Annotated in this window: 9 protein-coding genes and 3 pseudogenes; 8 read left to right on the forward strand and 4 right to left on the reverse strand. The window is 60.8% G+C overall.

What is annotated here, in order from left to right; genetic code table 11:
- The 3 genes and pseudogenes from VF672_RS08145 to VF672_RS08155 form a co-directional block, all read left to right on the forward strand.
- A pseudogene (locus tag VF672_RS08145) lies at window positions 1-85 on the forward strand (3-oxoacyl-ACP reductase); the annotation flags it as partial.
- Between the two features lie 18 nt (window positions 86-103).
- The gene (locus VF672_RS08150; RefSeq protein WP_331103463.1) at window positions 104-505 is read left to right on the forward strand and encodes a VOC family protein; all 402 of its coding nucleotides are present in this window, start codon (window positions 104-106) and stop codon (window positions 503-505) included.
- On the forward strand, window positions 502-1,479 hold the full coding sequence (locus VF672_RS08155; RefSeq protein WP_331103465.1) for a saccharopine dehydrogenase family protein: 978 nt from the start codon (window positions 502-504) through the stop codon (window positions 1,477-1,479). The genes VF672_RS08150 and VF672_RS08155 overlap by 4 nt, the downstream gene beginning before the upstream one ends.
- Window positions 1,480-1,494: 15 nt before the next feature.
- Here the strand turns inward: VF672_RS08155 and VF672_RS08160 are convergent, their stop codons facing one another.
- Entirely contained in the window at window positions 1,495-2,388 is an 894-nt protein-coding gene (locus VF672_RS08160) for an AraC family transcriptional regulator (protein WP_331103467.1), read from the reverse strand.
- A gap of 189 nt (window positions 2,389-2,577) precedes the next feature.
- Between VF672_RS08160 and VF672_RS08165 the strand changes: the two genes are divergently transcribed.
- From VF672_RS08165 to VF672_RS08175, 3 genes are all read left to right on the forward strand, one after another.
- Window positions 2,578-3,327: a glucose 1-dehydrogenase gene (locus VF672_RS08165; RefSeq protein ID WP_331103469.1), complete on the forward strand. Its 750-nt coding sequence runs from the start codon at window positions 2,578-2,580 to the stop codon at window positions 3,325-3,327.
- Between the two features lie 321 nt (window positions 3,328-3,648).
- Entirely contained in the window at window positions 3,649-4,533 is an 885-nt protein-coding gene (locus VF672_RS08170) for an alpha/beta hydrolase (RefSeq protein ID WP_331103471.1), read from the forward strand.
- A 241-nt stretch (window positions 4,534-4,774) separates the two neighbouring features.
- Window positions 4,775-5,689 (forward strand): LysR substrate-binding domain-containing protein, encoded by a 915-nt coding sequence (locus VF672_RS08175; protein WP_414705584.1) that lies wholly within the window; start codon window positions 4,775-4,777, stop codon window positions 5,687-5,689.
- A 60-nt stretch (window positions 5,690-5,749) separates the two neighbouring features.
- Here VF672_RS08175 and leuD read toward each other — a convergent pair whose 3' ends face one another.
- Window positions 5,750-6,364: a 3-isopropylmalate dehydratase small subunit gene (gene leuD, locus VF672_RS08180; RefSeq protein ID WP_331103475.1), complete on the reverse strand. Its 615-nt coding sequence runs from the start codon at window positions 6,362-6,364 to the stop codon at window positions 5,750-5,752.
- Window positions 6,361-7,782: a 3-isopropylmalate dehydratase large subunit gene (gene leuC / locus VF672_RS08185; protein WP_331103477.1), complete on the reverse strand. Its 1,422-nt coding sequence runs from the start codon at window positions 7,780-7,782 to the stop codon at window positions 6,361-6,363. Before leuC ends, leuD begins: the two co-directional genes overlap by 4 nt.
- Before the next feature lie 364 nt (window positions 7,783-8,146).
- On the opposite strand from leuC, the gene VF672_RS08190 reads away from it, so the two are divergent.
- Window positions 8,147-10,510 carry an FdhF/YdeP family oxidoreductase gene (locus tag VF672_RS08190; RefSeq protein ID WP_331103479.1) on the forward strand — a complete coding sequence of 788 codons (2,364 nt, stop codon included), beginning with the start codon at window positions 8,147-8,149 and terminating at the stop codon, window positions 10,508-10,510.
- Between the two features lie 116 nt (window positions 10,511-10,626).
- Here VF672_RS08190 and VF672_RS08195 read toward each other — a convergent pair.
- Window positions 10,627-11,505, reverse strand: a pseudogene (locus tag VF672_RS08195) (LysR family transcriptional regulator); the annotation flags it as partial.
- A 144-nt stretch (window positions 11,506-11,649) separates the two neighbouring features.
- On the opposite strand from VF672_RS08195, the pseudogene VF672_RS08200 reads away from it, so the two are divergent.
- A pseudogene (locus VF672_RS08200) lies at window positions 11,650-11,910 on the forward strand (N-acetyltransferase family protein); the annotation flags it as partial.

Here is an 11,910-nt window from a genome sequence, read left to right on the forward strand (position 1 = left end):
GCGGGTCATTGCCATGCTGCTGTCCGAAGAGGGCGCCTGGATCAATGCCCAGACCGTCGAAGTCGCCGGCGGCTACAACATCTGAACACGCGAGGGTTTAACCATGCTCGATCATCTGTTTTTGTCGGTAAGCGACATCGCTCGTTCCACTGCTTTTTATGAAGCCGTACTCACCCAGCTGGGCATCACCGCGCGCCTGGATTACCACGGCAAGGACGGCCCACCGGGGCATCCGGACCTCAAAGGCTTTGGCGCCCATGGGCGGATGTTTTTCTGGTTACGTGAAGGTGTCGTTGAAGGACGCGCTGCACACGTGGGCTTCGTCGCCAACAACAAGGCAGAAGTTGACGCTGCCTATGCCGCTGCCATAGCGCAGGGCGCCGTCGATAACGGCGCGCCAGGTGCCCGGTTGCACTATGACCCCGATTACTACGCGGCCAATGTGCTGGACCCGGATGGGTACAGCCTGGAATTCGTCTATAAAACATGGCAGCACGTCCAATGAGCACACTTCTGATCTACGGCGCTACGGGCTATACCGGTCGTATGGCGGCGGAACGGGCCAAAGCGCTCGGTCTGAATGTCGAAATCGCCGGGCGTAGCCATCAGCGGCTTGCCGGCCTGGCTGCGCAGTTGGACGTGCCTTATCGAGTGTTCGATACCGATGCGGATATTCAGAGCTTTCTGTCGGGTGTCTCGGTATTACTAAACTTCGCCGGGCCATTTGCGCACACCGCAGAGCCTTTGATGCGCGCGTGCATCGTCGCCGGTGTCGACTACCTGGACATCACCGCCGAAATCAATGTTTACCGGCTGGCCGAGAAACTGGGCGCTCAGGCCGCTTCCAGCAACGTGATGCTGCTGCCGGGCGTTGGCTGGGATGTCGTGCCCACGGATTCGCTGGCGGTGCAGGCTGCCAGGCGCGTGGATAAGCCAACTGCGCTGAGCATCGCGCTTCAGGTGCCCGGATCGATGTCTCGTGGCTCGGCCATGAGCGTCAGTGAGATCCTCGGCGCAGGCCTGCTGGCACGGGTCGATGGCGAACTGATTGCGACCCCGGATGCCACCCCACGGCATTTTGACTTTGGCCAAGGGCCTGTCCTGTGTGTGCCGCTGTCTTTCGGTGACCTGGTCACCGCTTGGCATTCGACCGGCATCCCCAATATCGCCATGTTTGTGCATATCGCAGGCGATGCGTTTCCAGAGGGTGATCTGTCCCTGTTGCCTGATGGGCCTACGGCAGAGCAACGGGACGCGCATCGGGCGCGCGCAGTGGTTGAAGTCATGGGTGCTGATGGAACAACCGCAAGGTCTGTGATCGAAACCGTCAACGGCTATTCCTATACGCCGTTGGCAGCGGTGGAAGCTGCGCGCCGGGTATTGAACGGTGAACGTCTGCCGGGCTTTGCGACACCGGCCAAGGTCTTCGGGGATGGTTTTGCCCAGAGCATTGCGGGGACAGTCATCACCGACTTTTAGCGTTGGCTTTGGCGCTCATGAGGCGGCGGTAAGCTTTGTGGCGGGGGCAGGGGGCCTGAATCTCGCTGCATCCCGCGCGGGCGGCAGGCCAAACAAGCGCGCGTATTCTCGGTTGAATTGCGAGGCGCTTTCATACCCTACCGTATAGGCGATGGACGTCGCGTCCAGCGTATCGAACAGCAGCAGCCAACGAGCCCTCAGCAAGCGCAGGCGTTTCTGATATTGAATCGGTGTCATGGCCGTCACCGATTTGAAGTGCCGGTAGAAGGCGGCAACGCTCATGTCTGACATCAGCGCCAGTGGCTCGACGCGGAAAGGCTCGGTGTAATGCTCGCGAATCCACTGGGTAACACGACGGATCTGGGTCATCCGCCCATCCGGCCGTGCCACGTCGCGAAGAATGCCACCGAGCGGACCCTGCAACGCGCGGAACAGAATCTCGCGTTCGATCATTGGTGCGAGCACCGCAACCTCATGCGGGCAATCCATGAGCCGCATCATGCGTAGCCATGCATCGAGCATTTGCGCGGTGGCGGGCACGCCCTCGAAGCACGTGTTTTGGGGCGCCCTCGGCGCCTTTCCCTCATCCATCAGCAAGCTCGCGATCACATCGGCATCCAGGGTAAGGCTGACCGCCAGATAGGGCTGATCCTGTGCATCCGTGTGGATCTGACCCGTCGCGGGTACGTCGACTGGCACCAGAAAGTAGGTCCCCGCCGTATACCGGGACACCTCTTTTCCGATCGAAAGCGTTTTGATGCCTTGAAGCACCAGATGCAGCATCGGCTGGTACACCTGATCTGCGCACGCCTCGGCGCGGACCATGGCCACTCGGGGCAGTCCAGTTTCAGTCCACTTGTCTTGTGCGCGCATCACGATGCGGCGCAGTTCCGCGATTGGTTTTTCCATGCCTCGCACCGTGAGCGATATCCCACGGCATGGCAAGCCAGCTGAGAAGAATAGGCAAGGATGTGCGAATAACCGGCAAACGCCGCAGCCTTGGCGACCTCAATACTGGTGACACGGGGCTCGTTGCACTGCGGTCGATCATGACCCGGCAACGAAGCCTCATATCACCTCCCTTGAAAAGGTCACATCATGAAACTCGTAGGAAAAATTGCAGTTGTCACCGGCGCATCGAAAGGCATAGGCGCCGGGATTGCCCGGGCGCTGGGTGCACACGGGGCAACGGTTGTCGTCAACTACGCGGCCAGCAAAGCCGACGCCGATGCGGTGGTGGCCCACATCATCGAGCAAGGCGGCTCAGCTATGGCCGTACAGGCGGACATGAGCCAGGCAGCGGATGTCGTGCGTTTGTTTGAAACGGTGCGATCGACCTACGGCACCCTGGATGTTCTGGTCAACAACGCCGGTGTCGCGGTGTTCCAGATGATCGATGACCTGACGGAAGAAGCGTTCCATAAGCAATTCAACCTGAATGTGCTCGGCTACCTTCTCGCGGTACGAGAGGCCGTCAAACTGTTGGGTGCCAACGGCAGCATTATCAATATCAGCTCGATCCTCAGCACCGACCCTTACTTGGCGTCGAGCGTGTATTCGGCAACCAAGGGCGCGGTCGATACGCTGACCTTTGCATTGGCCCGGGAGTTGGGCGCGCGTGGGATCCGGGTTAACTCGATCCTGCCAGGGCATACCAATACACCAGCCACTGACGGCAACTTCGCCGGTGAGCTAGGCGAGAAAATTCTTGCAGGGACGCCGCTAGGTCGTTTCGGTGAGCCTGAAGATATCGCGCCGTTGGCGGTGTTTCTGGCCTCCGAAGACTCGCATTGGGTCACAGGCGAATCCATCCGCGCTTCGGGCGGTGTTCGGGGTGTTGGTTATTGAGGCGATGAGTTGGATTCAAAGGCGGAGCTGTCCCCTTTGGATTGCCCTGGAATCATCCGTATGGCTCTGATCTTTTTCATTCTGCGATAGACCAATGAGGCCTGGGTCCGGTGCAACGTATGGGTGCCATACGGCCCGGGCCGGGACCAATGGACGAGCCAGGCCTTTCTGAGGCCAGGTATTCGTGGTTGAAAAGCTCATCAGCAGTTCAGGCTAAGCTCCTTTCCTACACAGTTCATAAACTGTGCCTCCACGCTTGGCATCTTGCGACTGACGCCGGTTGATCGCAGGATTCAGCCAGCACCTTTACGGAGTCGCATCATGTTTGCTGGTTTCCAGAAACAACAACGCCAGGTGAATGGCGTGAACATCAGTTACCAAATCGGCGGCAGCGGCCCGGCGCTGCTGCTGTTGCACGGTCACCCGCAGACTCACGTTATCTGGCACAAGGTCGCTGAGCAGCTGGCTGAGGTCTTTACCGTGGTTGCTGCCGACCTGCGCGGCTACGGGGACAGCGACCGGCCACCCGCCGACAACGAGCATTTCTCTTATTCAAAGCGTGAAATGGCGCTGGATGCTGTCCAGTTGATGAGGTCGTTGGGCTTTGCGCAGTTCAGGGTGCTGGCCCATGACCGCGGGGCGCGGGTGGCGCATCGCCTGGTGCTGGACCATCCGCAGGCAGTCCGGCAAATGGTGTTGCTGGACATCGCGCCCACCCTGTCGATGTACGCGCAGACCGACGAAGCCTTCGCGCGAGCCTACTGGCACTGGTTCTTCCTCATTCGCCCGGCACCGCTGCCGGAGAGCCTCATCGAGGCCAATCCCGAGCTCTATCTGCGCAGTGTCATGGGCAGCCGCAGTGCGGGCCTTGAACCGTTCACCGACCAGGCGTTTGCCGAGTACCTGCGCTGCCTGCAACGGCCGGGCAGTGCGCGGGGCATTTGTGAAGATTACCGCGCCTCGGCGGGCATCGATCTGGAGCACGATCGCGCCGCTATCGCCGCAGGCAATCATCTGGCGCTTCCGTTGTTGGTGCTGTGGGGCGCAGAAGGCACGGTGGGGCGCTGTTTCGATCCCCTTGAAGAGTGGCAGCAAGTCGCCAAAGACGTTCGCGGTGAGGCGCTGCCCTGCGGCCATTACATCGCCGAGGAAGTGCCCGAGTTGTTGCTGGAAAAAGTGCTGGGTTTTTTCGCTACACCCCTCTAGCCAAGTCGCCTGACACCGCCCTCGCATCGGCAATGCGGTCGCCGCCCTGGTCATCGCGGGCTGGGAAGGCGCACTGGATCGCCGCCAACGTGCGCCCGTCGCCATCCGCCGAGGGGCTGTGGCTGCGACGACGCTGACCCCGCAGGTTGCCGCCGATTAAGCCCGTGAACCCGAAGGGTCCAGTCACCGCCTGTTATGGCGGTGCTATTCTCGCCGTTCATGCCGCCACCTGCTTCCCGAGATGACTTACAAGAAAGGCTCCATGCCCCTCCCTGAAGACCTGCGGGTGTTTTTGACCGTGATCCGCAAGGCCGGCTTCGCAGCGGCTGCCGACGAGTTGGGCGTGTCGGCGGCCTACGTCAGCAAGCGCATCCAGATCCTGGAAAGCACCTTGGCGACCCGTCTGCTGCATCGCACCAGCCGCCGTATCACCTTGACTGACGATGGCGAGCGGGCGAGAGACTGGGCGGCGCGCATTCTGGAAGACTTTCAGCATCTCTCCGATGAGTTGGTAGACGCCCATGACAGCCCGCGCGGCCGGCTGCGCATCTGCAGCAGCTTCGGCTTTGGTCGCAACCACGTGGCACCCGCGCTGGCCTTGTTGGCCGATCGTTACCCGGAGCTGGAGGTCCGTCTGGACCTTTTCGACCGCGTGGTGGACATCGTCAGCGAAGGGTTCGACCTGGAAATCCGCGTGGGCGATGACATTCCCGGTCAGCACATCGGGCGTCAGCTGGTCAGCAATCGTCGCGTCTTGTGCGCCGCCCCCGGTTACCTGGAGCGCCATGGAATACCCCGGCAGTTGGCGGATCTTGAGCAGCACGAATGCCTCGTCCTGAAAGAGCGCGATAACGCATTCGGGGTGTGGGTGCTGGAGCGCGACGGGGCGCAGGAGAGCGTGCGGGTAAAAGGGCCGCTGTCATCCAACAGCGGCGAGATCGTGTTGCAGTGGGCGTTGCATGGGCGAGGTGTTTTGCTGCGTTCGCTGTGGGATGTCAAACCTTTGCTGGAGCAAGGCAAGCTGATTCAAGTGCTGCATGACTACGGACAAAGCGCCAACGTGTGGGCGGTCTACCCAACCCGGCTTGCCCATTCGGGGAAGTTGAGAGCGTGTGTCGAATTCATCCAGGCGCACTTCGCGGCGTTGTCGATTTGAGTGAAGGAGGGCGCACAGCATCATGCGCCCGTCGGAGCGGTCGTCGGGAAGCGGCTAGCGTCACGCCAGCCACGGGTTTGCCGCCAGATGTTCGCGCTCGAACGCCTGAATCTGCTCACTGCGCTGTAGGGTGCTGCCAATCGCATCCAGCCCCATTAACAGCGCGGTTTTGCGCAGGGTGTCTATCTGGAACGGGATGACTTCCTGCCCGGCCAGGGTAATGGTTTGTTCATTCAAGTTGACCGTGATATCCGCCGTTTCCGGGCGCCCGACCACGTCGCCGATGCGTTGCACGAGGGCCGGTTCAAGGCTGATCAGCAGCACACCGTTGCGCTGGCAGTTGTCGTAGAAAATGCCCGCAAAGCTGCTGCCGATGAGCGCCTGAATGCCCATCTGTTTGAGACCCCAAACGGCATGCTCACGGCTGGAGCCGCAGCCAAAGTTAGGGCCCACCACCAAAAAGCGCGCACCCTGCCAAGCCGTCTGGTTGAGCACGAATGCAGGGTCTGGCTGGCCCGACGGCAAGAAGCGCAGGTCGAAGAACAGCCCCCGGTCCAGCCCGTTACGGTCGATGCCCTTGAGGAACTGCTCGGGCATGATGACGTCTGTGTCGATATTGGCGGCCAGCATGGGCGCAGCCTTGCCGATCACACAGGTGAATGGATTCATGTTCATAAGCACCCCTCAAATTGGCGAACGTCAGTCAGGCGCCCACTGATCGCGGCGGCGGCCACCATCGCCGGGCTCATCAGGTGAGTGCGCGCCCCGGCGCCCTGGCGGCCTTCGAAATTGCGGTTGGTGCTGGACGCGCACCGGTCGCCGGGCGCGAGCACGTCGTCGTTCATCGCCAGGCACATCGAGCAGCCTGACTGACGCCATTCAAAACCGGCGTCCCGGAAAACAGTGGCCAGGCCCTCGGCTTCGGCCTGGTCGCGAACTTCGGTCGAGCCCGGTACGACCATCGCCCGCACGTGAGTTGCCACGCGCTTGCCACGTATTACCCTGGCGGCATCACGCAAGTCTTCGATGCGGGCATTGGTGCACGAGCCGATGAAGGCATGGCTGATGACGACTTCATTCAACGGTTCGCCTGGCTCAAGGCCCATGTAGGTCAGGGCACGCTGCATGTCCCTCCTCAGGATGAGGTCGCTGACCTGTTGAGGGTCGGGGACCTGTGTATTGATGGCGGCCACCTGATCGGGGCTGGTGCCCCACGTCACCATCGGCTGCAGGTCGTCCACGTCCAGCGTGACCTCACGATCGAACACGGCGCCGGCATCGGTCTTCAAGTGGCGCCATGCTTCCAGCGCACGCCGCCATAGCTCACCCTTGGGCGCGCGAGGCTTGTCCTGAAGATAATCAAAGACTTTCTGGTCCGGCGCCATAAAGGCGCCCCGGGCGCCGGCTTCGACGGCCATGTTGCAAATCGTCATGCGCGCCTCGACGCTGAGGGCGTCGATGGTCGATCCGGCAAACTCGATGGCGAAACCCGTGGCGCCCGAGGCGCCGATCTCACCGATCAACGCCATGATCACGTCCTTGGATGTCAGCCCCGGGGCCAAGGTGCCCGCGACCGTGACCCGCATGGTTTTGAGGCGTTTGTAGACGAGTGTTTGCGAGGCCAGCAAGTGCTCGATTTCTGAGGTGCCAATGCCAAAGCCGAAGGCACCCAAGGCGCCATAAGTAGTGGTATGGCTGTCGCCGGCAGCGATGACCATGCCGGGAAGGATGAACCCCTGCTCGGGGGCAATCACGTGCTCGATACCCTGGCGCTTATCGAGAATATCCAGCAGTTCGATACCGAACGCCTGACAGTTCTCGGCCAGATAAGAGACCTGCAGTGCACCGCCCGCGTCGGGCATCGTCGCCGTACGTGTTGGCGTGGTGGGGTTCACATGGTCCACCACCGCCAACGCCGTACCGGGGCGCCACACGCTGCGCCCGGCCTCGCGCAAACCGCTGAATGCCTGGGGGCTGGTGTATTCGTTGATGACCTGGCGATCGATGTACAGCAGGACATGGCCCTGGTCATCGAGCGCGCACACGGTATGCGCGTCAATGTGCTTTTGATAGAGGGTTTTGGGGCTGCTCATAGAGAACTCTCGAATGGCGGACACTCACGGGTTACACCTTCAACAGGATAGGGACCGCAGGGTTGCCATCAAGCGCTGCTTCGGAGTTCATCGATCCACGGTTCGTGTACGTCGGCGGGCAGATAAGGCTTGAACCGTATGAAATCTTGACGTTGGAGGGCAGCGGGCTGACGCCGCAACGTGGGTGCGCTCCGGTGCGCTGCGCAGGGAAAACGGCTCATCTGCAGGTGTTCTTTCTGACGGAACCTGGGGCCGATCCGTCTGGTCGGCGACGCTCGTCGTTCAGCGCGAATTCTCTGCGGCCGTGTTTATCACAGAGACACGCACCATGCCTTCAGGGGCATTAACAGGGAGAACCAACGCAATGTCTGAATCCAGAAAATCCCAGGCCCCGCTTCAAGGCTCACAGTCAGACGGTTCGGCCGCTGGGGGCTGGCCTGCGCTGAATGCAGTCAGCAAGCACTTGATGCACCAGCACGTTCTGCTCAAGGGCAACCGCACCTTGTTGTCGATGAACAAGCCGGACGGTTTCGACTGCCCCAGCTGTGCCTGGCCAGACCCAAAGAAGCCGCACACCTTTGAATACTGCGAGAACGGCGCCAAGGCACTGGCGTGGGAGTCGACCAGAAAACGAGTCACGCCCGAGTTTTTCGCTCAACACACCGTCAGTGAGCTGGCCACCTGGAGCGATCATGACCTGGAAGATCAGGGTCGCCTCACGGAACCCATGCGCTATGACGCGGGCAGCGACAAATACCTGCCGGTCAGTTGGGATGAGGCGTTCGCCGAGATTGGTGAAGAGCTGCGTCAGTTGAGCGACCCGTGGAAGCTGGAGTTGTACACCTCGGGGCGTACCTCAAACGAGGCGGCGTTTTTGTATCAGTTATTTGGCCGCCTGTACGGCATGGCCAATTTTCCCGACTGCTCGAACATGTGCCATGAGACCACCAGCGTGGCCCTTCCGGAGGCGATCGGCGTAGGCAAAGGCACCACGACGCTGGAGGATTTCGAGAACGCCGACGCCATCTTCATCATCGGTCAGAATCCCGGGACCAACAGTCCGCGCATGATGTCCGAGCTGCACGCCGCCGCACGCCGTGGCGCCAGCATCATCTCGTTCAACCCACTGCGCGAAAAAGCCCTGGTGCGTTTTGCATCACCACAGGACCCGCGCGACATGCTCGGTCGCAGCGGCGTCAAGATCAGCTCACAGTACCATCAGGTCAGAATCGGCGGCGACATGATAGCCATGCAGGGCATCTGCAAAGTGGTCATTGAAGCGGACGATGCGGCTCAGCGCGAAGGGCTGCCACGTGTGCTTGATGTCGCCTTTATCGAAGAGCACACCCACGGCCTTGAGCGTTTCGCCGATTACTGCCGACAGCTGCCGTGGGAGGTCATCGAGCGTCATTCAGGCCTGACGCGTCAGGCGATGGAAGATGTGGCGGCGGTCTACATGCGTTCGCAGCGTGTCATCTGCTGCTGGGGCATGGGCATCACCCAACACAAGCGCGGTGGCGACGCGATGCAGCAGATCATCAACCTGCTGCTGTTACGCGGCAACATCGGCAAGCTGGGCGCGGGGGCGTGCCCCATTCGCGGCCACTCCAACGTGCAGGGTGACCGAACGATGGGCATCTACGAAAAAGCCGGCGAACCGTTCCTGGCCAGCATGAGCAAAGTGTTCGGTTTCGAGGCGTCCCGAAAAGGCGGCCATGACGTGGCCGAAGCCTGTGAAGCGTTGCTGCGCGGCGAGGTCGAGGCGTTCATTTCGATGGGCGGGAATTTTTTCCGGGCGATCCCGGATATCGACGTGGTCTGTCCGACCGTCAGCCGCTTGAAAATGACCGTGCTGGTCAATACCAAACTCAACCGCACTGCAACCGTACATGGCCAGAAAGCGTTCCTGCTGCCGTGCATAGCCCGCTCTGAGCTGGACATGCAGAACGGCGTCGCGCAAACCGTGACGGTCGAAGACTCGATGTCGATGGTGCATGGCTCGACCGGCATGCTGGAACCCGCGTCCCAACACCTGATCTCCGAAGTGGCAATCATCGCCGGTATGGCCAAGGCGACGCTTGCACCCAACCCCCATGTGGATTGGGACAGCTACGTGAGCGATTACGCCCGCATTCGCGACAAGATCGAAGAAGTGCTGCCCGAGCAGTTTTATGACTTCAATCAGCGCATCCGCGAGCCCGGCGGCTTCCGCCTGCCCAATGGCGCCAGCGACCGCAAGTGGAACACCGAGTCAGGCAAGGCCAACTTCCTCTTCCCTGAAGGCGTTTACGATGAGGATGACACGCCACCGGGCGCTGATCATCTGCAAATGATGACGATCCGCAGCCATGACCAGTTCAACACCACGGTGTATTCCAACGATGACCGTTACCGCGATATCTACGGAGACCGCATGGTCGTGATGCTCAATCCTCAGGACATCGAGCGTCTGGGGCTCAAGGCAGGGGATTACGTCGAACTTCACACGGCCCTGGACATGACAATGCCGCGTCGCGCGCCTGGCTTCAAAGTCATCCCCTTTGATGTACCGCAGGGCTGTTGCGCCGCGTACTACCCGGAGACCAACGGCCTGCTGCCACTGGCGAACCGGGACAGCCGCAGTAACACGCCGGCGGCGAAATCCATCCCCGTGAATCTGGTGCGGATGGACTCTGAAGGGACGCAAGCGGCGTTGGAACGACGCGGGTTGGTGGCGGCGGCCAGTTAGGGCATTTCGCCAGGCTATCTGAGGTTCGGGTCGCAGGGCGGGGAGGGGGCTGTTGGCCAGGATGGTGATAACTCAGTACGCGCTTTGGGTTGAAAGTGGTCACTGGACTCCGGCGCCAGCGTCTGCAAGGCGTCGAGTACTTGCCGCAGCGCCTTACCCAATGGCTTATCCTGACGTAGCGCGATTCCTAGCGTGCGGCTCAACGGCGGTTTCAAAGCCTCGATCCGCAGGCCTCGCCGATGATGAGTCGCTGCCACTGACATGGCTGGCACGATGCTGTAGCCCAGCCCGGCGGCGACCATCTCCTTTATGGCTTCGATGCTGCCGAGCTCCATCACCGGTTTGACCCGCAGCCCGGCCTGCAGATACCACTCATCGATCAATAACCTCGTGCTGCTGCCAGCTTCAAAAACCACCAAAGGCAGGCTGGCCAATGACTGCGGTGTCAGCTGATGCGGTATATCCACCTGCTCGGCGCTGAAGATCGCCACGAACGGGTCTTCCAGCAACGGGCTGACCGACAAACTGCGCCCGGCGGCAGGCAGGGTGACAAGAGCAAGATCGAGTCGGTTCTCCTCGACTGCGCGCAGGATCCCATCGGTATTACCCGTGCTGACCCTGACATCCAACGCAGGAAACCTGCGGCGAAGGGTTTGCAGAACGGGGGGAAGCAAATGGATGCATGCGGTGGCACCGGTGCCGATGGCAATCTTGCCGGCAATGCCCTGGGCGTGAGTGGACAGGTCGAGCAAAGCGTCCTGGACCACGGCATCGATCCGCCCAATGTGCTCAAGCAACGTACTGCCCGCGGACGTCGGCTTTAGACGCTTGCCGACACGCTCTATCAACTTTAGGTTCAGCCGTGTTTCCAGTTGACGGATTTGCAGGCTGACAGCGGGTTGCGTCAGGCCCTGGCGTTCGGCTGCGGCGGAAAAGCTCCCGTGTCGGATGACTTGGGCAAAGGTATACAAGTGGGTAAGGTTCAGGTGCTGCATGGCAAAGTTTTACTTATGCGAAGGATGATTAATCATAGCTTTTATTTGTTTTGTAGCGGCGGCACTATTTGTCCGGTCGGGGCCATGTTCCTGAGCGCTTTCTGCCTGCGGCGAAAAAAAACCACGACCTGATGAAGACTTTCCATGACTCACCCCGTGATCCTTCGCGACGCCAATGAAGACGACATGCCCGTGGTGCTGGCGATCTATGCCCATCACGTGATCCATGGCTCGGCCAGTTTTGAGTTGGAACCCCCGACCCTTGAACAGATGCGCCAACGGCGCGCTGATGTTTGTGCCCATGGTTTGCCGTATCTGGTGGCCGAGCACGATGGACAAGTGGTCGGCTATGGCTACGCCACGCTGTATCGACCACGTCCGGCCTACCGTTTTACAGTCGAAGAT

This window comes from Pseudomonas sp. (assembly GCF_036387035.1).
Taxonomy (GTDB): domain Bacteria; phylum Pseudomonadota; class Gammaproteobacteria; order Pseudomonadales; family Pseudomonadaceae; genus Aquipseudomonas.